The 23,743-nt window shown below is 63.4% G+C and carries 21 protein-coding genes; 10 read left to right on the forward strand and 11 right to left on the reverse strand.

Annotated elements, in window-relative coordinates:
- The 7 genes from zwf (at position 1) to NKJ75_RS29630 (ending at position 10,179) form a co-directional block, all read left to right on the forward strand.
- Positions 1–1,374, forward strand: a complete 1,374-nt coding sequence (zwf, locus tag NKJ75_RS29600) for a glucose-6-phosphate dehydrogenase (protein ID WP_023687745.1) — start codon at positions 1–3, stop codon at positions 1,372–1,374.
- 119 nt (positions 1,375–1,493) lie between these two features.
- Entirely contained in the window at positions 1,494–2,198 is a 705-nt protein-coding gene (locus tag NKJ75_RS29605) for an ROK family protein (RefSeq protein WP_023670469.1), read from the forward strand.
- 214 nt (positions 2,199–2,412) lie between these two features.
- Positions 2,413–2,877 carry a Ros/MucR family transcriptional regulator gene (locus NKJ75_RS29610; RefSeq protein ID WP_023670470.1) on the forward strand — a complete coding sequence of 155 codons (465 nt, stop codon included), beginning with the start codon at positions 2,413–2,415 and terminating at the stop codon, positions 2,875–2,877.
- A 133-nt stretch (positions 2,878–3,010) separates the two neighbouring features.
- Entirely contained in the window at positions 3,011–4,111 is a 1,101-nt protein-coding gene (locus NKJ75_RS29615) for an aminotransferase class I/II-fold pyridoxal phosphate-dependent enzyme (protein WP_023670471.1), read from the forward strand.
- Between the two features lie 158 nt (positions 4,112–4,269).
- The gene (locus NKJ75_RS29620; protein ID WP_023670472.1) at positions 4,270–5,511 is read left to right on the forward strand and encodes an MFS transporter; all 1,242 of its coding nucleotides are present in this window, start codon (positions 4,270–4,272) and stop codon (positions 5,509–5,511) included.
- Between the two features lie 361 nt (positions 5,512–5,872).
- Entirely contained in the window at positions 5,873–6,979 is a 1,107-nt protein-coding gene (locus NKJ75_RS29625; RefSeq protein WP_023687741.1) for an efflux RND transporter periplasmic adaptor subunit, read from the forward strand.
- Positions 6,976–10,179 (forward strand): efflux RND transporter permease subunit, encoded by a 3,204-nt coding sequence (locus NKJ75_RS29630; RefSeq protein ID WP_352500529.1) that lies wholly within the window; start codon positions 6,976–6,978, stop codon positions 10,177–10,179. Before NKJ75_RS29625 ends, NKJ75_RS29630 begins: the two co-directional genes overlap by 4 nt.
- A gap of 30 nt (positions 10,180–10,209) precedes the next feature.
- Here the strand turns inward: NKJ75_RS29630 and NKJ75_RS29635 are convergent, their stop codons facing one another.
- The 8 genes from NKJ75_RS29635 to hemC form a co-directional block, all read right to left on the reverse strand.
- Positions 10,210–10,845, reverse strand: a complete 636-nt coding sequence (locus NKJ75_RS29635) for a LolA family protein (protein ID WP_023745389.1) — start codon at positions 10,843–10,845, stop codon at positions 10,210–10,212.
- 56 nt (positions 10,846–10,901) lie between these two features.
- The gene (locus NKJ75_RS29640) at positions 10,902–11,165 is read right to left on the reverse strand and encodes a YMGG-like glycine zipper-containing protein (RefSeq protein ID WP_023670477.1); all 264 of its coding nucleotides are present in this window, start codon (positions 11,163–11,165) and stop codon (positions 10,902–10,904) included.
- A gap of 187 nt (positions 11,166–11,352) precedes the next feature.
- A complete protein-coding gene (locus NKJ75_RS29645) occupies positions 11,353–12,069 on the reverse strand; it encodes a glutamine amidotransferase (protein WP_023834670.1) in 717 nt (238 codons plus the stop codon).
- 14 nt (positions 12,070–12,083) lie between these two features.
- Positions 12,084–12,563, reverse strand: coding sequence for a tellurite resistance TerB family protein (locus NKJ75_RS29650; protein WP_023698391.1), 480 nt, complete (start codon positions 12,561–12,563; stop codon positions 12,084–12,086).
- Positions 12,564–12,639: 76 nt separating this feature from the next.
- A complete protein-coding gene (locus tag NKJ75_RS29655; protein WP_352500530.1) occupies positions 12,640–14,241 on the reverse strand; it encodes a heme biosynthesis protein HemY in 1,602 nt (533 codons plus the stop codon).
- Positions 14,242–14,251: 10 nt separating this feature from the next.
- Positions 14,252–15,742, reverse strand: a complete 1,491-nt coding sequence (locus NKJ75_RS29660; RefSeq protein WP_023745390.1) for a COG4223 family protein — start codon at positions 15,740–15,742, stop codon at positions 14,252–14,254.
- 112 nt (positions 15,743–15,854) lie between these two features.
- Positions 15,855–16,568: a uroporphyrinogen-III synthase gene (locus NKJ75_RS29665; protein WP_023745391.1), complete on the reverse strand. Its 714-nt coding sequence runs from the start codon at positions 16,566–16,568 to the stop codon at positions 15,855–15,857.
- 1 nt (position 16,569) lies between these two features.
- Positions 16,570–17,493, reverse strand: a complete 924-nt coding sequence (gene hemC, locus NKJ75_RS29670; RefSeq protein ID WP_023736796.1) for a hydroxymethylbilane synthase — start codon at positions 17,491–17,493, stop codon at positions 16,570–16,572.
- A 120-nt stretch (positions 17,494–17,613) separates the two neighbouring features.
- Here hemC and tsaD point away from each other — a divergent pair, with 120 nt between their 5' ends.
- Complete coding sequence (gene tsaD, locus NKJ75_RS29675) at positions 17,614–18,699, forward strand: tRNA (adenosine(37)-N6)-threonylcarbamoyltransferase complex transferase subunit TsaD (RefSeq protein WP_196815009.1); 1,086 nt, start codon at positions 17,614–17,616, stop codon at positions 18,697–18,699.
- The gene (locus tag NKJ75_RS29680) at positions 18,696–19,712 is read left to right on the forward strand and encodes an NAD(P)H-dependent glycerol-3-phosphate dehydrogenase (RefSeq protein ID WP_023745393.1); all 1,017 of its coding nucleotides are present in this window, start codon (positions 18,696–18,698) and stop codon (positions 19,710–19,712) included. The genes tsaD and NKJ75_RS29680 overlap by 4 nt, the downstream gene beginning before the upstream one ends.
- Here the strand turns inward: NKJ75_RS29680 and NKJ75_RS29685 are convergent.
- The gene (locus NKJ75_RS29685) at positions 19,709–21,403 is read right to left on the reverse strand and encodes a DUF7056 domain-containing protein (protein ID WP_352500531.1); all 1,695 of its coding nucleotides are present in this window, start codon (positions 21,401–21,403) and stop codon (positions 19,709–19,711) included. The two genes, NKJ75_RS29680 and NKJ75_RS29685, sit on opposite strands and share 4 nt — an antisense overlap.
- A 313-nt stretch (positions 21,404–21,716) precedes the next feature.
- On the opposite strand from NKJ75_RS29685, the gene NKJ75_RS29690 reads away from it, so the two are divergent.
- Positions 21,717–22,565: a methyltransferase domain-containing protein gene (locus tag NKJ75_RS29690; protein WP_155923597.1), complete on the forward strand. Its 849-nt coding sequence runs from the start codon at positions 21,717–21,719 to the stop codon at positions 22,563–22,565.
- A gap of 53 nt (positions 22,566–22,618) precedes the next feature.
- Here the strand turns inward: NKJ75_RS29690 and NKJ75_RS29695 are convergent, their stop codons facing one another.
- Both NKJ75_RS29695 and NKJ75_RS29700 read right to left on the reverse strand, forming a co-directional pair.
- Positions 22,619–23,242 (reverse strand): class I SAM-dependent methyltransferase, encoded by a 624-nt coding sequence (locus tag NKJ75_RS29695; protein ID WP_023745395.1) that lies wholly within the window; start codon positions 23,240–23,242, stop codon positions 22,619–22,621.
- Between the two features lie 2 nt (positions 23,243–23,244).
- Positions 23,245–23,739, reverse strand: a complete 495-nt coding sequence (locus tag NKJ75_RS29700) for a GtrA family protein (RefSeq protein WP_081726168.1) — start codon at positions 23,737–23,739, stop codon at positions 23,245–23,247.
- Between the last annotated feature and the right edge of the window lie 4 nt (positions 23,740–23,743).

Here is a 23,743-nt window from a genome sequence, read left to right on the forward strand (position 1 = left end):
ATGAGCCCGGAACGGTCCGACACGCTGGTGCTCTTCGGAGCAACCGGCGACCTTGCCCACAAGAAGATATTTCCGGCCCTCTACCAGATGGTAGCCAAGGGGACGCTGACCGAGCCGGTGATCGGCGTCGCCTTCGATGCCTGGGACATCAACCAATTGCAGGCGCGGGCCCGCGACGGCATCGTCAACGCTCTCGGCAAGATCGACGAAAAGATCTTCGCCAAATTCGCCAGTCTGCTGCGCTATGTCAGCGGCGACTACCGCGACGGCGCGACCTTCGAGAAGCTGAAGACGGCGCTCGGCTCGGCGCAGCGGCCTCTGCACTATATGGCGGTGCCGCCGACCATGTTCGAGACCGTCGTCCAGGGGCTGGAGCAATCCGGTACCGCGCATGGCGCGCGGCTGATGGTGGAAAAGCCGTTCGGCCACGATCTCCAATCGGCGCGCTGGCTGAATCGCGTGCTGCATCTGGTGTTCGAAGAGCAGTCGATCTTCCGCATCGACCACTATCTCGGCAAGGAGGCGATCCAGAACCTGCTCTATTTCCGCTTTGCCAATTCCTTTCTCGAGCCGATCTGGAACCGCAACTTCGTCGAAAGCGTACAGATCACCATGGCCGAGGACTTCGGCGTTGAAGGCCGTGGCAAATTCTATGACGATGTCGGCGCTATCCGCGACGTGATCGAGAACCATCTGCTCAACATCCTTTTGCTGCTCGCCATGGAACCGCCGGTCGGCCGCTCGGCCGACGATCTGATCGACGAGAAGGTGCAGGTGCTGCGCGCCATCCGCACGCTGACCAAGGACGACGTCGTGCGCGGCCAGTTCACCGGCTACCTCGCTGAACCCGGCGTGAAGCCGAACTCGCCGGTCGAAACCTTTGCCGCGGTGCGCTTCATGGTCGACACCTGGCGCTGGCAGGACGTGCCCTTCTTCATCCGCACCGGCAAGAACATGCCGGTGCATGTGACCGAAGTGATCGTGCGGCTGAAGCGGCCGCCGCTCGACGTCTTCGATCCGATCAAGCCCAGCGACGCCAATTACGTGCGCTTCCGCATCGACCCGCAGGTGGCGATCTCGATCGGCGCGCAGCGCAAGGCGCCCGGCGACGACATGGTCGGCGAGCAGGTCGAGCTCACCGCGCTGGACGATTCGAAGGGCGACATGCCGCCCTATGAGCGGCTGATCGGCGATGCCATGAACGGCAATGGCCAATTGTTCACCCGCCAGGATGCCAGCGAGCTTGCCTGGCGCATCGTCGGCCCGGTGCTGGGCGACACCACGCCGCCGCATATGTATGAGCCGAAGACCTGGGGGCCTGCCGACGCCATGGCCAGCTTCGGGCCGCCCAACGGCTGGATCAATCCGAGTTGAGCAATTCCAGGAAAAGTGCGAGCGGTCTTTCCGTCCGAAATTGGGTAAAAACAAAGAGTTGGAGCATTCCCCCGTTTCCCTGAAACGCGGGAATGCGCCAAGTGAGCGGAGGAAACGACATGGCCAAGGCAGCCAGGCCCGCGAAGGCCAAGGCCGAACCGATCGTGCTGACGATCGATGTCGGCGGCTCGCATGTGAAAATCCTCACCAGCGCAGGCGGCGAGATGCGCCGCGCCGATTCCGGACCGGACCTGACGCCGCAGCAGATGGTCGCCACGGTGAAGACGCTGGCCGAAGGGCTGGCCTATGACCTGATCTCGATGGGCTATCCCGGCCCGGTCAGGCACAACAGGCCTTCGCTCGATCCCGCCAATCTCGGCAAGGGCTGGGACGGCTACGATTTTGCTGCCGCCTTCGGCAAGCCGGTCAAGGTCGTCAACGACGCGCTGCTGCAGGCGATCGGCAGCTACGATGGCGGGCGCATGCTGTTCCTCGGCCTCGGCACCGGCCTGGGCGCGGCGATGATCCTCAACAATGTCGGCCAGCCGATGGAACTGGCGCATCTGCCGTACCGCAAGGGCGGCAGTTTCGAAGATTATGTCGGCGAGCGCGGCCTGGAGAAATACGGCAAGAAAAAATGGCGCAAATACGTTTTCGACGTCGTGGGGCGGCTGCGTGCGGCGCTGCAGCCGGATTATGTCGTCATCGGCGGCGGCAATGTCGACAGACTGGATGAATTGCCCGCCACATCCAGGCGCGGCGACAATACGCGCGCTTTCGAGGGCGGTTTTCGACTATGGCGCGACAAGGCGCTGATCGTCTGATAGTATTAAAATTCAGTATAGTTGTTCAAAATGACGTGTGGCGCGATACGAAGTCATTGCGTTACGCAGATTTGGCGATTAGATCGGTGGCACCGGATGGAATCATCTGGCGCAACCGCACATATGCGGCAAGACAAATGACTAGAGCGGATTTCCGGCTCCGCTGGGACCACTCTGGGAGTTTCCGCCACCCCCCTAGCGACGGAGAGATAAATTGGCCGACGACAGCAACGACTCTGACAAGGACATCGACCTGCTCGAGCTTACCGCCCATATCGTGTCCGCTTACGTCGAGAAGAACCGCTTGCCCGTTGCCGGCCTGAGCGATCTCATCGCCAGCGTTGCGGCGTCGATCGGCGGGCTCAGCCAGCCGCCGGCCCCAGTGGCGGCGCCGCAGATCCCGGCCGTCAATCCCAAGCGGTCGGTGACGCCGGATTACATCATCTGCCTCGAGGACGGCAAAAAATTCAAATCGCTGAAGCGCCATCTCGGCGTCCATTTCAACCTGACGCCGGAAGCCTATCGTACCAAATGGGCCCTGCCGGCCGACTATCCGATGGTTGCCCCCAACTACGCGGCGTCGCGCTCCGAGCTGGCCAAGTCGATCGGCCTCGGCCGCAAGGCCGCAGTTGCCGCGCCGGCGAAAGCCAAGGGCCGGAAGGCCAAAGTTCCGGCCTGAGTGGGATCAGCGCCTCGGCCCTGAGCCAATCGTTTGGACGACTGGAACAGAAGCCTGCCGGCGAATGAGCCTTGGCAGGCTTCGTGCTTTTATGGCTTGTACCTCTGAGTGTCAGGACTTTGGGGGAGCAGCCATGAACTACGCCAGAATGGTGATCGAGAAAGAGGCGCCGGAGGAATACGGCTACGATCGCATTCGGTTCAATCTCTCCGAAAGCTCGATCGCCGATCAGAAACTCTCCGACGTCGGCCTGTCGCTGCCGGATCTCACGCTGTTCTACGGCGAGCATCGCGGCGACAAGGAGTTGCGGGCGCTGATCGCGGCGCAGGATTCCGGCATTTCGCCTGACGATGTTCTTGTGACCGCCGGTGCGGCGGGCGCGCTCTTCATCATTTCGACCTCGCTTCTGTCGGAGCGCGACCACCTTGTCGTCGTCCGGCCGAACTACGCCACCAACATCGAGACCCCCAAGGCGATCGGCTGCGCCATCTCCTATGTCGATCTCGATTTCGACGCAGGCTTTGCCATCGATTTCGGCCGCGTCGCCGCCAGCATGCAACCGAACACCAAGCTGATCAGCGTCACCTGCCCGCACAACCCGACCGGCACGATGATGGGCCGGGCCGATCTCGACGCGCTGATTGCGCTGGCCGAAGCGAGCGGCTGCCATCTGCTGGTCGACGAGACCTATCGCGACCTCTCCTATGGACAGCGCCTGCCGGCGGCGGCTTCTCTCAGCCCCAAAGCGATCAGCGTCTCGTCGCTGTCGAAAGCCTTCGGCATTCCCGGCATCCGCATTGGCTGGCTGATCACCAGCGATGCCGAACTGCAGGAGCGCTTCCTCGCCGCCAAGGAGCAGATCGGCATTTGCGGCAGCGTCATCGACGAAGGCATTGCGCGCGGCATGCTGGGGCGCCGCGACGCTTTCTTGGGCGCGCTGCTGCCCGAGATGGCGAAACGCCGCGACATCGTGCAAGCCTGGATCGACCGCGAGCCGCTGGTCGACTGGGTGCGGCCACAAGGCGGCGTCGTCGGATTTCCAAGGCTCGTTGTCAGTCCAGACTTCGACCTCGACCGTTTCTACGTCAATCTCTTGGAAAACCACGGCACCTATGTCGGTCCCGGCCACTGGTTTGATATGCCCAAGCGCTTCTTCCGCGTCGGTTTCGGCTGGCCGAAAGAGGCGGAATTACAGGGCGGCCTCGACGCCATTTCCGCCGCGCTGAGGCAGTAACGTCCGCGTGCAATCGGGCGAGCGGCTTGAAAACCGCTTGATCCGGGCCCGATTTTCACGCATACGCGCCCCGAACTTTGATAAGTTTCATTGGCCGGAACAGCGCCCATTTCCGGGAAGTGCCCCGCCGGCCAATGCAAGCAACGGGGCCTGTATCCATGACATCCCATTCCCATACACCGCCTGACCGGCGTTACGCCGCCTTCCGCCATCGCTCCTTCCTGAGCTATTGGGCGGCGCGTTTCCTGACCACCTTCGCCACCATGATCGTGTCCGTCGCCGTCGGCTGGCAGATCTATGATCTGACGCGCGATCCCTTCGATCTCGGCATTGTCGGCATCGTCCAGTTCCTGCCGTCGCTGCTGCTGGTGCTGGTCACCGGCGTTGTCGCCGACCGTTTCGGCCGCCGCCTGATCATGGCGCTGGCGACGGTAGTCGAGGCAGGTTGTGCGCTTGTCCTGTTGTACTTCACGCTGCGCGGTCTCGTCAGCCCGCTGCCGATCTTCATCGTGCTGGCTATGTTCGGCCTGGCGCGCGCTTTTTATGGGCCGGCCTCGTCGTCGCTGTTCGCCAACCTTGTTCCGCCGGAAGATTTCGGCAATGCGATCGCCTGGAACTCGTCCGCCTGGCAAACGGCGACCATTGTCGGCCCGGTCGCCGGCGGCCTGCTCTATGGCGTCTCGGCCGAAGCCGCTTACGCCGTTGCCTCCGTGCTGATGCTGGTGGCCGGTCTGCTGATCTTCACCATTCCGAAACCGGCCCAGCAGAGCGCCACCGACAAGCCGACGATGGAGACGCTGTTTGCCGGCTTCCGATACATCTGGAGCGAGAAGATCGTCCTGGGCGCCATCTCGCTCGACCTCTTCGCCGTGCTTCTGTCCGGTGCCTCGGCGCTGCTGCCGGTCTATGCCCGCGATATTCTGGAACTCGGCCCGTGGGGCCTCGGCCTGCTGCGCTCGGCGCCCGGCATCGGCGCCATCTGTGTCGCGGTCTGGCTTGCCGGGCACCCGCTGCGCGACAGTGCCGGCAAGATCATGCTCGGCTTCGTCGCCGGGTTCGGCGCCTTCACCGTGCTGTTCGGCGTCTCGACCATCACCTGGCTGTCGATCCTGGCCCTTGCCGGCCTCGGCGCCACCGACATGTTCAGCGTCTATATCAGGGAGACGCTGATCCAGCTGTGGACACCCGACGAGGTGCGCGGCCGCGTCAACGCCGTCAACCAGGTCTTCGTCGGCGCCTCCAACGAAGTCGGCGAGTTCCGCGCCGGCACCATGGCGGCGCTGATCGGCACCGTGCCGGCGGTGGTGATCGGCGGCGTCGGTGCGATTGCCGTCGCCGGACTGTGGGCGGTGCTGTTTCCGCAACTGCGAAGGGTGCGGCATCTCAACAGCCGCAACTGATCGAGTAAGCCGCAGGATCCGGCGCTCGGTCCAAATCAGCTTGCGCCGATGACGGCTGAGATGGGCCGGAAGCGGATGGGCCGGTTCTGGGCGAACTAGCCAGAAGGCGGGGCAGCCACAGGGTGGACATTTCAGTCCATATGGAAAATGATTATGTTGCCATGCACAATACTGCAGTGCTCTGGTCTCGACGAGAAACCTTAAATATAGAAGAGAACCACCCGACCTCCGGGTCCAGCTAGCGGGGACGCAAATGGACACTTCAGGGAATCGGCAATCGCATCGCGACGCAAGCGGGCGACCCAGCCGATCGGTCGGCTGGCTGGCCCGCTCCGCCGTCCCAGTGGCATTCCTGCTCGGCATGGCTTTCAGCAGCAACGCGTTTGCGCAGGACCAGCAACTGCCGGTGGTGACGGCGGCCAAGCCGGTGGTGCGTGAAATCGTCGAAGACGACGAGTTCGTCGGGCGCTTCGAAGCCGTCGACGAGGTCGCCATCCGTTCGCGCGTCAGCGGCTATCTGGACAAGATCAGCTTCCAGGACGGCGCACTGGTCAACAAGGGCGACCTGCTCTTCACCATCGACCAGCGTCCGTACCAGGCGGCCTACGATGCCGCCAAGTCGCAAGTAGACGTCGCCAAGTCCCTGCTCGAATTCTCCAAGATGCAGCTGGATCGCGCCGATGAACTCGCCAAGACCGGCAATATCTCGGCCGCGACGGTCGACGACCGTCGGCGGGAATACCTTTCGGCGCAGGCGCAGATGCAAGGCGCGACGGCTGCGCTGACGACGGCCAACCTGAACCTGGAGTTCACCGAGATCAAGGCGCCCTTGTCCGGCCGCATCGACCGCCGGCTGGTGTCGGTCGGCAACCTCGTGCAGCCGGATTCCACCTTGCTGACGACTATCGTCACACGCGATCCGATCGACTTCTATTTCGACGTCGATGAGCGCCTGTATTTCAGCTACGCCCGCGACGCGAAGGAGCGCGGCGGCAGCATGCAGGAAGGCGCCGGCGGGCTCGAGGTGGTGGTTCGCGTCGCCGACCGCGCGGAGGCGGTATTCAAGGGCAAGCTCGATTTTGCCGAGAACCGGATCGACAACGCGACCGGCACCATGCGGGTGCGTGCAAGGTTTGCCAACGCCGACGGCGTTCTCCAGCCAGGCATGTTCGGGCGCATCAACGTGCCGGGGTCGCTGCCGCATAGCGGCGTCCTGGTGCCCGACGAGGCGGTCGGCGCCGATCAGGATCGCCGCATCGTGTACCTGGTGGATGAGGCCGGGATGGTGTCGGCGAAGCCCGTGCGCACCGGCCCGCTTCTCGACGGCTACCGGGTGATCCGCGCGGGCCTGACCGGCGACGAGACGATCATCGTCAACGGGCTGATGCACGCCAGGCCCGGCACCAAGGTGAAAGTCGAGATGGTGACGTTGCCGCCCAAGGTCGAGACCGCCGGGTTGCAGCAATGAGGTTCGCCCATTTCTTCGTCGACCGTCCGATCTTCGCATCGGTGGTTTCGATCGTCCTCCTGATCCTCGGCGGGATTGCTTATACCCAGCTGCCGATCGCGCAATATCCCGAGATCGCGCCGCCGACCATCGTCGTTCGCGCCCAGTACCCGGGCGCCGACGCCGAGACGGTCGCAGCGACGGTGGCAACGCCGATCGAGCAGGAGATCAACGGCGTCGAGGGCATGCTTTACATGTCGTCCTATTCGTCCGGCGACGGGGCGATGGCGCTGACCATCACCTTCAAGCTAGGCACCGATCTCGACCAGGCGCAGGTGCTGGTACAGAACCGCGTGTCGGTCGCCGAGCCGCGCCTGCCCGAAGAAGTCCGCCGCCTCGGCATCACCACCATCAAGAGCTCGCCCGACCTGATGATGGTCGTGCACATGCTGTCGCCCGACAATACCTACGACCAGCTCTACGTCTCGAACTACGCCCGCTCGCGGGTGCGCGACATACTGCTCAGGTTGGACGGCGTCGGCGACCTCATCATCTTTGGCGAACGCGAATATTCGCTGCGCATCTGGCTCGATCCGGAAAAACTGTCCGCCCTGGGGATGACCTCGGGCGATGTGGTGCAGGCGCTGCGCGACCAGAACGTCCAGGTGTCGGGCGGCTCCATCGGCGCGCCGCCGACCAATACCGGCACGGCGTTCCAGTACACGGTCACCACGCAAGGCCGCTTCAACGACGCACGCGACTTCCGATACGTGATCGTCAAATCGGCCGAAGACGGCCGCCTGATCCAGCTGCAGGACGTGGCGCGCATCGAGCTCGGCGCCAAGGATTACGTCACCAACTCCTATCTCAACGGCAAACCGGCGGTGGCGCTCGCCATCTTCCAGCGGCCAGGCACCAATGCGCTCGCCGCAGCCGCGGAGATCCAGGACAAGATGAAGGAGCTTTCCCAGGACTTCCCGAAGGGGTTGAGCTACGACATCGTCTACAATCCGACCGAGTTCGTCGCCGAGTCGATCCAGGAGGTCTACAAGACGATCCTCGAGGCGATGGTGCTGGTCATCATCGTCATCATCGTCTTCCTGCAATCGTGGCGGATGGCGATCGTGCCGATCGTGGCGATCCCCGTGTCGCTGATCGGCACGCTGGCGGTGCTTTACGCCGCCGGCTTCTCCCTCAACATGCTGACGCTGTTCGGCCTCGTGCTGGCCATCGGCATCGTCGTCGACGATGCGATCGTCGTGGTCGAGAACGTCGAGCGCAATATCGCCAGCGGGCTGGCGCCCAATCCGGCGTCGCATCTGACCATGGACGAAGTCGGAACGGCGGTCATCGCGATCTCGCTGGTGCTGATAGCGGTGTTCGTGCCGACAGCCTTCATTCCCGGCATTTCCGGGCAGTTCTACCTGCAGTTTGCGATCACCATCGCGGTGTCGACGGCGATCTCGGCATTCAATTCGCTGACGCTCTCGCCGGCCTTGGCCGCGCTGCTGTTCAAGCCGCACCACACTGCTGCGGCGCCGCCGCGCTTTTTCCTGGCGCGGTTCGGACGGGCGCTCGCCGACGGCTTCAATCGGGGCTTCGACAAGGTCGCCCATTGGTATTCGAGCATCGTGCGCGTGCTGGTCGGCTCGCGAATAGCGATCGCCGCCACGCTGGCCGTTTTCCCGGCCCTCATCTACGCCACGGTCTATATGGTTCAGACGGTGCCGCGCGGTTTCATTCCGTCGCTCGACCAGGGCTATGCGATCGTCGTCGTCCAGTTGCCGGACGGCGCCTCGCTATCGCGGACCGATGCCGTCATCCAGCAGGCGTCGCAGATCATCCAGAAAACACCGGGCGTCGACTACGCGGTCGCCTTCGCCGGCTTCTCCGGCGCGACCTTCACCAACGCCAGCAACGCGGGCGTGATCTTCGCCAGGTTCAAGCCGTTTGACGAGCGACTGGAAGCCGGCCAGTCGGCGACCCAGGTCATCGGCAATCTGTTCGGCAGCCTGCAAAGCATCAAGGAAGCCTTCATAATCGCACTGCCGCCGCCGCCGATCCGCGGCGTCGGCAATGCCGGCGGCTTCAAGCTGCAGATCCAGGAGCGCAACAGCGCCGACATGCGGCAGATATTGGCGCTTGCCTATGAAATTGCCGGCAAGGCCAACAAGACGGCGGGGCTGACCGGCGTGTTCACCACTTTCTCCGCGTCCAGCCCGCAATTCTTCCTGGCGATCGATCGCGACAAGGCGCGCATCCTGAACGTGCCGATCCCCAACATCTTCGAGACGCTGTCGATCAATCTGGGCACCGCCTACGTCAACGACTTCAACGCTTTCGGGCGCGTCTACCAGGTGCGCGCGCAGGCCGACCAGGCGTTCCGCCTCGATCGCGCCGACATCTTGAAACTGAAGGTGCGCTCGGCGACCGGCGCGCTGGTTCCGCTGGGCACGTTGATCGAGATCCGCGACGTCACCGGCCCGGCGCTGGTCCAGCGCTACAACATGTACGTCTCGGTGCCGCTGCAGGGCAACGCCGCGCCCGGCGTTTCCACCGGCGATGCGCTTGCCAAGATGGAAGCGATCACGGCACAGACGTTGCCGGCCGGTACCTCCTACGAATGGACCGAACTCGCCTATCAGGAGCGTAACACCGGCAATGCCGCTGTCTATATCTTCGGACTGTCGGTGCTGTTCGTGTTCCTGGCGCTGGCGGCGCAATATGAAAGCTGGGTGCTGCCGTTCGCCATCGTGCTGGTGGTGCCGCTCGGCGTGCTCGCGGCGTTGCTCGGCGTGTCGTTCCGAGGGCTGGACAACAACATCCTCGTGCAGATCGGCCTCATCGTGCTGATCGGGCTTGCCGCCAAGAACGCGATCCTGATCGTCGAGTTCGCGCGGCAGGCCCAGGAACGCGGCCTGTCGGCCGCCGAGGCTGCCGTCGAAGCCTGCCGGCTCAGGCTGCGGCCGATCCTGATGACCGCCTTCTCGTTCATCCTCGGCGTCGTGCCGCTGATGATCGCGACGGGCCCGGGCGCGGAAATGCGCCAGTCGCTCGGCACCGCGGTGTTCTCCGGCATGCTGGGCGTCACTTTCGTCGGCCTGTTCCTGACGCCGGTGTTCTACGTCACGCTCAGGTCGCTGTTCTCACGGCGCAAGCCGCATGCCGAGGCCGAGTCTTCGGCACCGGCAGAGGTGCCGTCCGAGACGGCCGCCGAGTAGTGTTACACGGGCAGTTCGTGGCGCTGCCGACTATTTCGTTTTGGTGTTGAATTCACGGTTTGCAGCATAGTCGATAGTGAAGGTGCCCGCAGGAGCGCGAACGCCCTGCTTCACGTTGGATATGGTGACTGTCGAGGTAAGGCCCCTCTCGTCAGTCAGGGTCCATCTGCGTAGATCGAGCGATTCCCTGTCAAACACCATAGTGATATTCGAATTGCCGAAGGCCGACTTGTCGGCCAGCCTGATGATCACCTGGGCGCCATCGTCCCTGATACTTTTGAGGCGATTGCCGGAAAAGTCGACCTGATTGTCGAGGAGCAGCTTGAGCGGCGTCTTCGAGAGAGCATAAAGCCGCGATGTCTTGAGCTTCTTGTTATAGACCACCAAGGATTTTCCATCTGCAATTACGCTGACCCCTGATTGGCCTGCATAGTTGAACCGGATCTTGCCCGGCCGCTGGAGGAAAAATTTCCCTTTGGTCCTTTCCGCTCTTGGGCCCGACTGGACAAAGTCCCCGGACATGGACTTTACCGATGAGAAGTGATCGGCAATCGTCTTCGCTTCTACAGGTGCGGCCAAGGCCGCGGTCGAAAGTTCGGCGTTTATCGCGACAGCGCTGACAACGGCTAACCAGAAAGCCAGCAGTCTTTTGCTGTTATATGCCATTCAGTTATCCTACCCCGAGCAGGCGCGTGATCGAAAGAGATCACGCGCCTTTGAGATCAGTAGCCGTCCGGGCACTGAGCAACGTAAACTCGACCGTTCCGACCGCGATATCTGCACTGGCCGGCTTCGCTGGCGTGCCCGATGACCGCCCCGGCCAGCGCTCCGACCGCCCCGCCAACAACCGCCCCTTTTACCGGGTCGCCGGCCACTGCTGCGCCTACAGCTGCGCCACCCAAACCACCGACGGCAGCGCCTTGTTCGGTGCGGGAGCATGCCGCGAGCGGAATGAGTAGGCTCAAAATGAGCAGCGTCTTCTTCATTGGTTCTCTCCTGGGGCCGTTATTAGCCGAAGCTTAAATGCGCCACGGAGTTTTTCGATCCATCGGAGTGTTTGGGGCGCAATCCAAATCTGCGGGAACGGGCTAAGGTCCCGGATCCATCGTACACGCCTCCCAGAGGTAAGTCGTCTTTGGCAAGCTCGGCCGTTCAGAGTAGTTGGATTTTGCTCTATCCCTCAGTAGGCTTGCCGAAGATCAGGCTCAAAAATTCGCTCAGCCAGCGCTTGAGGTGCATATCCCAGATCAGCCGGCCGCCGAGATGGTCGCGGCCGGGCTGCGCGCCGGGCAATTCGAAACGGTGCGCGCCGCGCACCACCCAGCGCTGCATCATCAACCGGGTCAGTTCGCCATGGAACTGGATGCCCCAGGCATTGTCGCCATAGCGAAAAGCCTGGTTGGGGTAGGTTTCCGCCGTCGCCAGCAGCGTCGCATCCCTGGGCAGCGAAAAGCCTTCGCGGTGAAACTGGTAGACCATGTCGGGCCAAGGCAGCAGTTTCTTGCCGGCCTCGGTCGGCTTCAGCGGATACCAGCCGATCTCGACCAGCCCCTCGCCATGCCCCTCGACCTTGCCGCCGAGATGATTGGCCAGCATCTGCGCGCCAAGGCAGATGCCGAGGAAGGGCCGGTTCTCCTTTAGCGGAACATTGAGCCAGTTGGTCTCGCGGCGGACGAACTCATCTTCGTCATTGGCGCTCATCGGCCCGCCGAACACCACGGCGCCGGCGTGTCCCTCCAGCGTCTCCGGCAGGCTGTCGCCGAGAGGCGGCCGGCGGATGTCGAGGTCGAAACCTTCCTCGAGCAGCATGTGGCCAACCCGGCCGGGGCTCGAAGTCTCCTGATGCAGCACGATCAGGATTTTTGGTTTCGAGCTCGGTCTGGGCGGCATGGAAAGGCGGAATCCTATTCGTCGCTCGACGTTCCGCTGGCGCCGGGCGCGGCGGCCGCCGCCTTGCGGCGCGCCTCGACGCGGTCGTGGCGCTCGACGCCGATCAGTTCGGCGACGCGCCAGACGGTGTTGTCCTCCAACTCGTGCAGTTCGCCATCGGCATAGACGATTTCCCACATCAGGCCGATGAAAGCCTTGCGCGCCTCGGCGTCGAGATGGCGCTTCAAGACGCTGGTGAAGGCATAGAGGTCGATCGCCTCATTGTCGGCGCGCTCGCCGGCGGCAGCCAGTGCATCGAGTTCGTCGCCGCTGATCGAATAGCTCTGCGCCAGCACCTGCTTGAACCGCTCCCACTCGACATCCTGGCGCACGCCGTCGGCATTCATCACATGATAGAGCAAAGCCGACGCCGCAACGCGCGGATCGTCCGCATTGGCGCGAGCCCCAGCCCCGGAGGGCAGGTCTTTCAGAAAGGCCAGGACGCGTTCGAACATGGTGCTCACTTCACATTATTGGAGCATGATCTTTTCCAAAAACCGGTATCCACTTTTTGGGATCATGCTTCAGGGATCAAAACAGGCGGAAGCGGCGCGGTGACTTCTCCGCTTCGTCATCGGGGTCGACGCCGGGGTCGTCGGGCAGCCGCGCCAGTTCCTCGGCAGGTTCGACGGGTTCGGCGTCGTTTGGTATTGCGGCGAAAGCGGCGGCGGTGACCGGCGTGACCTGGTCATCGCCCACAGCGGGCTTCGGCTCGGTCGGCGCCTCGCTGATCGTCTTGGCAACGGCGGGATGATCGATCACTTCGGCTTCCTTTGCCGGCTTGGCGGGTGCCGCAAGCACCGGCACATCGGCTTCGTCTTCATGGCTGTCGATGAGCTGACCCAGCCGCTCCATCGGTGCGCGCCAGGCGAAAGCGTCGAGCTTGCCGCTGACCGGCGATACCGGCGCCCAGCGTTCGGAGACGACGCCGTCGGCGACCCAGGCCGGATCGCGCGGCGCCCTGACCGCCTTGGACAGCAATTGCCTGATCTTGCCCTGGTCGCCGGTCTCTGCCTCCTCGATATCGGCCAGCAGCAGGTAAGCGCCTTCCCGGCGATCCATGCGGATCGCCGCTTCCGCCTCCCGGCGGGCGGTGGAAAAATCCTGCGCATCGAGCGCGGCGCGCGCCACCGTCATCGACGATTCGGCATTGTTGCGCTTCAGCTCCTGCAGCTTCTTCGCCCGGTTGAGACGATCGACCACGGCATCTCCCGGCCTTGCATGGGTGTAGAGCTCGGCGATCTCGGGATGCGGCTCCGCCTTCCAGGCTGCCTCAAGGATCTTCGAGCCTTTGCGCACATCGTTCTGTTTGAACAGAAGATTGGCGGCTGCAACCGCGGCCGGTGCGAAATCGGGCGCGAGCTTGTTGGCCTCGAGTGCCGCTGTCTTGGCTGCATTGGGGTCGCTGTCGGTCAGCGCCTGCGCCTTGGCGGTCAACAGCACGGCGCGGCGGCGATTGGCGGCGTCGCGTTCGATCTGCCTGGTCGACTTCTGCGCCTCCACCAGCTTCAGCGCGCCGTCCCAGTCGCCGCGCCCGGTCAGATCCTCCAGCGTCGATTCGGCGGCCCAAGCCAGTTGCGGCGCGACGGAAGCGGCGCGCCCGGCATAGTGACGCGCCGCGTTGCGGTCGCCGAGCCGCTCGGCTTCGAGATAGAGCCCGCGCAGGCCAAGCAGCCGCATTTCGGGATCGTCGAGCATCGCCTCGAATTTTTCGCGCGCGCCCTCATGGTCGCCTTCGAGCAGCGAGGCTTGCGCTTCGAGCAGCTGGATCAGCGGCTCCTGGTCGGAGCGGATCAGTTTGGCGGCTTCCTTGGACTTCTTGCGGGCCAGCGCGCCATCGCCGGCGCCGGCTGCGATCATGCCGGTCGACAGCGCCTGATAGCCACGGTCGCGGCGGCGGACGCGGAAATAGCGCGAGATCGTGTATGGGCTGTTCCACAGCGACTTGATCAGCCACCAGACGATCATCACCGCTGCGACGACGGCAACGATCGCCACCGCAGCCACCATCAGGCTGACCTGGTATTGGTAACCGTTGAAGGTGACGACCATCTCGCCGGGACGATCGGCCAGCCAGGCAAAGCCAAGACCGAGCGCGAAGACGGCGCCGAGAAAGATGAGAATGCGGATCATCGTGTCGTCCTCATGCCTTCATCGCACCTGCAATCAGCGCGTCGACCTGCGTCTCGACGTCGATGCGCGCCTTCAGTTTGCCGGCAAAGTCGGCGCCGGCGGCCTTGACCGCATCCGGCAGCGTTGCGTATTCGCTGAGCGCCTTGGCGTAGTCGCCCTGATTGACCGCCACTTCGATGCGCGCCACGGTTTCCGGCGCGCCGGCGCCTTCGACGGCGCCGATCGGCCGAACCTTGACCAGCGATTCGGCGCTCGACAAAAGGTTCTGGAAGAAGCCGGCATTTTCATCGACCGGCGTCGCCGCCGCGACCATCGCATTGGCCGCGGCGTCGGCCTCGCCGGCGATCTCGGTGCGGGTTGGGACGCCCTTTTCAGCGTAGGGGCGCAGCGCCGCAATCTGCGGTGCATCGGGCGAGATCGCTGCGAAGGTCTCCAACTCGGCGGCGAACGGCGCGCCGCGGTCAAGCGCCGCCTTCAAGGCCGAAGCGGCGATGGCCATCGCGATCTTTGGCTGCGAGGCCTGCGCATCGACCTTGCCGGCGAGTTGCGTCACCGACTGCTCCAGCGCGGCGATCTTGCCTTCCTGCGCCTTGGCTGCCTCGCCGGCCGATTTCACCAGCGCGTCGAGGCCCGCCAGTCTTTCATTGAGCGGCGCGAGATCGACGGGCGCTGCACCACCGGCCTGGCCAAGGGCGGCGACCGCGGTCTCGATCTGCTTGACCTTGTCGCCAAGCGAGGCAAGCCCGGCATTGTCGCCGGCGCCGCCCCTTTCGACCGCCGATTTCAGCGATGCGACATCGGCCTTGACCTGATCCAGCGCCGAAGACAGCCCGTCGACCTTGGCCGTTGCGGCGCCATTGCCGCTGGCTTCCCTGAGGTCGGCGATTTCGCGCTTCAGCGAAGCGATCTCGCCATTGACGCCGTCGAGCGAGACCGTGCCCGCCCCTGAGCCCGGAGCGCCAAGCACGCCGGCAAACTGCAGCCCGCCGGCGGCAGCCAGCGCGATGACACCGCCGATGATGCCGGCGGCAATGCCGCTCGTGCGCTTCGGTTGCGCGGCCATGGGCTGGTTCCCGGCTGTCCTTGGGGTTTCCTTGGGTGCACCCGGCTTGGGCGAGGCATCCTCGAAACTGTAGTCGGAGGTTCTGGCGCGCGGTGGCGCATCCGAAGCGGTGGGGTAAGGCTGCTCCGCCTGGGTGGACGCCTTGGCATCGGCGCTTTCGGGAGCGGCCTGCGCCGCGGCGTCGGAGTGCTCCCACGGCTCGAGATCGGCTTGATCGGCATGAACGGGCTCGTCAGGCGTCTCCGGCTGCGCATTGGCCATGGCAGCCGCATCCTCGGCCGCAACCGATTCTGCCGGGGCCCCAACGTCGTCCGAGTTGGCGACATCCGTCTTGGCGGCATCCGCATCGGCAATGCGCGAGACAGCGCCGGGTTCGAGTTCGATGGTCACCGGCTCGCGGCGGCTTTTCGAATGTCGCATCTTCGGCGTCTTGACCATGCCTGGGCTCCGCAATCCTGCTTCGTCTGGGCGCCCGACGGCGCGTGATGGTTTGAAAAATGGTCTAGCACATCATCATCAGGTGAAAAGGGGCGGCGTGATGACACGGCGCTCAGTCGCCGCGGTGCAACAGCTCAAGCAGCGCCTCCTCCTGCGGTTCCCGCGCAATGCGTATTTTTTTGCCGGCGGCATTGTCAAACGCCGCTGCCACGCGCTCGGAGAGCGCAAAAGCCTGCATGTTTTCAAAGAGATCGCGCAGTTCCGCCCGGCGGGCCAAGGCCTGCAACGCTGCCGCCGCCTTGGCTGAATAGAGCAGCACCGCGTCGACCGCCTGATCGGACAGGCGTGTACGGATTTCAGCATCGGAATAATCGAGCGAAATCGTGTCGTAGGTTTCGACGGTGCGGACCTCGACGCCGGCCTTTCGCAGCCGCGCCTCGAATGCCGGAAACCGCACGCGCCCTGTGAGATAGACGACCGCCTTGCCGGAAAGGCCGGCAGCAATCGCCTCGGCCAGCCGCTCGGCGTCGCCCGCCCCTTCGCTGACCGACAAGAACCCTGTCGAACGTGCCGCTTCAGCCGTCCTGCGTCCGACGGCATGGCAAGGCAAGGCGGCGAGCGCACGAATGAGTTCTTTCGGCGCATGCCGCACCGCATTTGCGCTGGTCACAGCGACGGCCACGGCATTGTCGCTCGCAGCATCGGCGCCAACCCGCAGTGTCACCGTTTCGGTCAGCGGCAGAAGGAGCGGCTCAAATCCCAATTCCTGCAGCCGCCGCATGGTTCGCGACGCCCCAGGTTGCGGCCGCGTCACCAGGACACGCATATCAGACCCAGCCGTCGAAGAAGGTTTCGCCCGCTTTGACCCGCACCATCCTGGCCGCGTCCGTGCCGATGTCAGCGGCATCCAGCGCCAAGCCTTCGGCTTTGACCTCATGCGATTGCGTGCCATCGGGCGAAATGATCAGCCCGGCGAAAACCAGCCTGCCGCCCGAGATCGTCGCATAGCCGGCGATCGGCGTGCGGCAGGAGCCGTCGAGCGCCGCCAGGAAGGCGCGCTCACAGGCCAGCGCCTGGCCTGTCGGCACATCATGGATGGCCACCAGCATCTTTTCGACCTCGCTGTCGCCGATGCGGGTTTCGATGCCGATTGCGCCTTGTCCCGGCGCCGGCGGAAAGGCATCGAGCGGCATCAGATCGGTGACGACATGGCCGAGCCCGAGCCGCTTCAGCCCGGCATAGGCGAGGATCGTGCCTTCGGCGACGCCTTCCTCCAGCTTGCGCAGCCTGGTCTGCACATTGCCGCGGAACATGACCACGTCTAGGTCCGGCCGCATGCGCCGGATCAGCGCCTGGCGCCTGAGCGAAGACGACCCGACCTTGGCGCCTTGCGGCAAATCAACAATGCGCTTCACCGCCTTTCCGATGAAGGCGTCCCGCGCATCCTCGCGCGGCAGGAAGGCGGACAGCTCCAGCCCGTCCGGCAGCACTGTCGGCATATCCTTGGAGGAATGCACGGCGATATCGATCGTGCCGGCCAGCAGCGCCTCTTCGATTTCCTTGGTGAACAGGCCCTTGCCGCCGGCTTCCGACAGCGGCCGGTCCTGGATGCGGTCGCCGCTGGTCGAAATGACGACGACCTCGAAGGCTTCCGCCGGCATGCCGTGCGCTTCCATCAGCCGCGCCTGCGTTTCATGCGCCTGGGCGAGCGCCAGCGGGCTGCCGCGTGTTCCGATTTTCAAAGTTTGCATGGCGCGCGGTCCGTGATAACCCCCGGCTGGCTTTGCGTTGCCGGCGCTCTCCCTAGCGAGGCCCGCCTCTACTAACTAGGAAAGTCCGGCGACACAATCTCTGGAGATAGCGACGAATTGATCCGCGTTCTGGGCATTGAGACGAGTTGCGACGAGACCGCCGCCAGCGTGGTGACGCTGGACGGCGATTCCGTGCCGGTGATTGCGTCCAACATCGTGCTCAGCCAGATCGAGGAGCACGCCGCCTTCGGCGGCGTCGTGCCGGAGATCGCCGCGCGCGCCCATGTCGAGGCGCTGGACGGCATTGTCGAGGCCGCTCTTGCGGATTCGGGCGTAGCCCTGGCCGACATCGACGCCATTGCCGCCACTGCGGGCCCCGGCCTGGTCGGCGGGCTGATCGTCGGCCTGATGACGGCCAAGGCGATTGCAGCGGCCGCCGGCAAGCCGCTGATCGCCATCAACCATCTCGAAGGCCACGCACTGACCGCAAGGCTGACCGACGGGCTCGACTTTCCCTATTTGCTGCTGCTGGTTTCCGGCGGCCACACCCAGATCGTCGCCGTGCGCGGCGTCGGCGACTACCAGCGCTGGGCGACGACCATCGACGACGCGCTCGGCGAAGCTTTCGACAAGACGGCCAAAATGCTCGGCCTGCCCTATCCCGGCGGCCCGAACGTCGAAAAGGCGGCAATGTCGGGCGATGCGACGCGCTTTGCCTTTCCGCGGCCGATGAGGGGCTCGGCGCAGCCCGATTTCTCCTTCTCCGGCCTCAAGACCGCCGTGCGCCAGGCGGCGACCGCCATCCAGCCGCTAAGCGAGCAGGATGTCGCCGACATCTGCGCTTCGTTCCAGGCGGCGGTAGCCGACGTACTTGGCGACCGCGTGGCCCGCGCGCTGGCCCGCTTCCGCGACGAATTTCCGGACAAGGCCGAGCCGGCGCTGGTCGTTGCCGGTGGCGTCGCCGCCAACAGAGCGATCAAGGCGACGCTGCAGAAGCAGTGCGCCGAGGCCGGCTTCGCCTTTGTCGCGCCGCCGCTCAAACTGTGCACCGACAACGCGGCGATGATCGCCTGGGCCGGCATCGAGCGGTTGCGGGCAGGCCTGTCTCAAGAGAACGGCTTCGATTTCGTGCCGCGTTCGCGCTGGCCGCTGGACAGCATTTCGGCCCCGATGGTCGGCTCCGGCCGGCGCGGAGCAAAAGCATGAGCGCCGGCAACACAAGCGGCAGGGACAGAACCGGCTGGCGCGTCGCCGTGCTCGGCGGCGGCGCCTGGGGCACGGCGCTGGCGCTGGCGATGCTGCGCGCCGGTCACGATGTCCGGCTCTACGCCCGCGACGAAGAGACTGTTTCCGCGATCCGCCGCGGCGAGAACCCGCGTTATCTCCCCGGCATCGCCATTGAAACAGGCATTGCGGCGACGAGCGATATCGGCACGGCCCTGACCGATGCCGATTGCGCGCTGGCCGTGGCGCCGGCGCAGGCGCTGCGCGCCATGCTGACGACGGCAAAGCCCCATATGCCGAAAGGCATCCCGCTGGTTCTCTGCGCCAAAGGCATCGAGCGCGACACCGGCGCGCTGCTGTCGGCGATCGTTGGTGAGATCCTGCCCGAAACTCCGGTTTCGGCCTTGTCCGGTCCGAGCTTTGCCGCCGATGTGGCCAGGGGTCTGCCGACCGCTGTCGTGGTTGCTGCCCCCGACGACGCCTTGGCGGCCGAGCTTGCCGCGCGCTTTTCGGCGCAGAATCTGCGCTGCTATTCCAGCGACGATTTGATCGGCGTCGAGATTGGTGGCGCTTTGAAGAATGTCTTCGCCATTGCCGCTGGCGCCGTCACCGGCGCTGGGCTCGGCGCCAGCGCGCAGGCCGCCATGGTGACACGCGGCTTCGTCGAACTGCGCCGCATCGGGGCATCCTTCGGCGCCAAGCCGGAGACGCTGATGGGGCTTTCCGGCCTCGGCGACCTTTTGCTCACCTGCTCTTCGGCCCAGTCGCGCAATTTCGCCTATGGGCTGGCGCTGGGGCAAGGCAAGCCCTTGGCCGGACTGCCGCTCGCCGAAGGCGTGCCGACGGCGGCGATCGCCGCCCGCATCGCCACCGAGCGCGACATCGACGCGCCGATCATCGCTGCGGTGTCGGCGATACTGGACGGCACGATCACCATTCGGCAGGCTGTCACGGCATTGATGACCCGGCCGCTGAAGACCGAAACCGGTATTTAATTGTAAACTCCCGTGAACAGCTCGGCATTGTCCCCGCCAGGCACGATGCGGTTTTCATAGTCACGTTCCGGCAGCAGCAGTGCCTCGGCTGGACCGTTGCGCAGGACAACGTCGCTGGTACCTGCCTCCAAGGATAGGGGCGAAGAATGCGAGGTGCCGTTTATCTCGACCTCGCCGTCTGCAAGCTCCCCGCTGGTCGTGTACAGGCTGTATCGTCCGGCGACAGGCACCTTGAAAACGACCGGACGACCGGAATAGAGGCGACGACCAGCCATTCTGATGTTGGGAGCGATCTGGACGTAGCTGTCGCGGATGAGAGGCGCGATGACGGTATCGATCAAATCCATGCGATATGACCAGAGGACCATCTTGGGCGGGGAATCCGAGAGAACTTTGTAGGCTTCCGATTGCCTGCCTTCCTGCAATGTTTTCAAGACATAATGCTGGTCGAGCCAGAGTGTGGAGGGCTCCTGTCGATTGGGCAGCATGGCGATGCCGTCGAAATACTTCTCATCCGGTGCGAGCAAAGATTCCGCGCGCGAGACCAGTTCAAGCTGGGTCTGATTGTTGAGGCGTAGGTAAACGACATTGCTCGCGTAGCTCATGGCGATGGCTGTGATCAGCACCGCGAGGACAGGAACCCGGTAGCGCGCGTGGGTTGCGGTGCTGTCGAGAAGCTCCAACGACCAGAGCGCAACGAACGGCAACGCCATGATGAAGACATAAGGCCAGGGCTGGTCGTGCGTGAATACCAGCACCGTGATGACGAGTGAAAAGATCAGCGCAATTCGCCTTCGACCATCGAGTTTCATGATCCGCATCAGTGACAGGGCCATACCGGAGAAACAGATCCCGTAAAGAAGGGCGTTCCGCGCCAGTGTCTGTAACACGAACTGCCTCAGTCCCCCATAGTCACCGCCTCCACGCGTCGCAATCTCGACCGGGCCAAGTATAAGGTTTTTGGCCGCGAGAACAGGGGCTCCTCCACCGAAGATCAAGCAATAGACGATTATCGGAACGGCCCATCCAAGCACGAGCCACCCTCCGCGAACCGCCCCTGTTGCGTAGCGTCTCATCAAGGCTGCGTCAGCAACAAGGCCGATGCCGAGCGCAACGTTGAAGTAGACCGATTTCTGAGTGATGACGAAGGCAAGGCCACTTAGCATGCCGGCGGCAACAAGCTGCCTTGCCCTCAACCCAGGTGCGCGCAGGACAACCAGCAACGCCGCCACGGCGAAGAACACTGCCGGCGGTTCGGCGATGGTACGAAAGATGCGCTCCATGAAATTCGAAAAGCACAGGAGAACGAGGACGATCGTCAAAGCGCGCACGCGATCCTCGCCCAGAGCGCGAGCGCATGCGTAGATCAAAGAGATCGTCCCGCAGGCCAGCAATGCAGTCTGCATGCGGCCAGCAAGCAGAATCGACGTGGCACTCCAGCCGATCAGATGAGCAATCTCATAAAAAGCCGCATAGCCGACCGCCTTGGGATGCCAGATCGTATCGAACAGGCCGTTGGAGAAATATTTCGCCCATCCGAGTTGGACGAATTCATCCATGACGAAGCGGATGTTCCAAGCCAGAACGAACAGCAAGATGATCTTGAGTGCGATCAGGATATGCAGAAAAGTTGTTGTTGGGCGCTGCCCGAGAGCGAACAGCTTGTTTGGTCCCGGCTCCTGCGTATTCAAGACAACCCCCTCGATCGTGCCCAGGCAGACCAACGCCAGGGGTGCTGCCTCGCTGGGCACAACGCCCTTCATCCTCAGACAACAACTTCGAGGCCGGCAGCTCCGCTTGGCGAAGCATGGTTCCACCGCAGTTAATTTTCCGACACTGTGCGGAACTGAAGCCGTCGCGCTTCGGATTCTTGCAGCGCTCCGCTCCAGCCTGTCTATACGTAGCGGACTTTAGCCGCTGTTAGCCTTTTGCTTGCTAAGAAGCGTTACGTTCAGACACGGCAACCTGCCTCTGCGACAATGCGGAGGCTTGAAAGGACATCGCGTGCTACAACCCAAGATGGCATCGGGCCTCGTCTGCCCAGTCTGCTATTCCAGGCTTGGCACAAGCCCGGCTGCCCTGACCTGCGAATCTTGCCCTGCCGCCTATCCCGTGCACAAAGGCGTTCCGTTCTTTGTCGAGTCGCCGGTGAGGGAGGGCTTCGACGCTAGCTTCCATGAAGAGGCGTATGACGGTACCAGCACGCGCGCCCGAATGTACAATTCGCTGAAGCAGGTCATCACCAGCGAATATTCACCTCACGACACGCTGAATTCGTTTCTTGCGTCGATACCTCAGGGCTCGATGGTCGTGGAGTTCGGCTCCGGCGCACGGCGCGTCCGCCCCGATGTCCTCAACATTGACCTGTTCCCCACCCCGAACGTCGATCTGGTTGCTAATGTCGAGCACACGCCGCTTGCGAGCGATTCCATTGACGTCGTCATTCTGGACAGCGTGATCGAGCATGTTCCCAATCCGGCAGCGGTCGTCGATGAAGTGTTCCGTGTCCTGAAGCCGGGCGGAACGCTGCTCTGCATCAACCCTTTCTTGTTCCCCTATCACGGCTATCCCGCCCACTACTGCAACTTCACAAAGGATGGGATCGAGCAGCTTCTGCAGCGGTTCGCAAGGGTGGAGGTCCAGACGCATCAAGGACCGACAAGCGCGATCGTCAACATCCTTTCAGAATATATCGGCGTCGTTATCGGTCGAGAGAACCGAACCCGCTACATGATAGCGAAAGCCGCAATCCTGACGCTGACATTCCCGTTGAAGTTTATCGATAAATTTCTGGTCGATCGCCCGGAGAGTCACCGGATCGCCAGCATGCTCAGCACCATCGCGACCAAATAGCGTGTCGTTGATCCGCGCTTACCGCCCGTGACACGCCGGGATCCACCCATCTGCTACCAGCTGAGCAGTTCACAATAATTCGGCCGGTCCGGTGATGCCGATACTCTCTTTGCCGTCGGGAAATGCCGCTTTGCCATGGCCGCGAAGTCCGAACGCGAAAACAAGACGACATGCTTGTCTCCGGTAATGTGCCGGTCCGCAAGAAGCGACAAGGTGGCGCGTATTCCACCAGGCTCGATGTCCTTGAGGATGATCTTCCGGCAGGCCCAGCGTTCGCAACTGTTGGCCAGCGATTTGAAGAACGCCTCGCGCCGATCCACCGGTACATGATGAATGACGTCGGAAATCGTGACGACATCGTAAGACCCTTGCACGCTGGAAAGGTCCGTCGCGGGCAGAAGTTCGACCTTCGCCCGATTTGCGTTGCTTAGAAACGCACCGATCGAAGGGGCGAGATCGCACATCGTAATCCTCAGGTCGGGGCGCTGATCGAGCAGCCGGTCGACGAGCGCTCCATCGCCGCCGCCGATATCCAAAACCTTCGCGCCGTTCGGCAATTCGCGATCGAGAAAATCCGCGATTACATTGAGATTGACGAAAACACGACGGTAGACGTCTCCGACCGGCTTGAAATGGCGGCCAAGAGCCCTGCGTATGATCTGACCTGGCGGTAACATTCTTATTCCTCGTTTCCCGCAAATTGCTGTGTGGCTGGGCGAGACGATGCCGTCGGCGCGGTGGCGGGCCGCAGATTGAACCGTGACAAGATCGCCAGGTGCGCAACGACAACGTTCCAGATGAGCAATGCGACGGTGGCGATCGGAGACGCAATCGCAACACCAAGGCCAAGCCAGGAACAGAGAAGCACCATCATGGCTACCGAGATCGGGTAGGCCGCAGCCACGCCTGCCGCAAAACGCGCAAATGCCTTGAAGCGTAGCGGTTTGCCGAAGGTGAACCAGCTGTGCAGAGCGTAGCCGGTCGGCGTCACCGCCAGGAATGAAATCATGATGCCCAGCAGGTAGTGCCTGCCCAGCTGATCGACCGTAATCATGATGACATTGTGCGCAATTGCGCATATCGCTCCCACCACAATGTACCGCCATCCCCGTTCCAGAAGCGGTCTTTCGCTCTGGTCCACTGGGATGTCGGCGATCCTGACAGAGCTGGACATTGCC

The sequence above is a fragment of the Mesorhizobium sp. M0058 genome, assembly GCF_040323095.1.
In the GTDB taxonomy this organism is placed as follows: Bacteria; Pseudomonadota; Alphaproteobacteria; order Rhizobiales; family Rhizobiaceae; genus Mesorhizobium.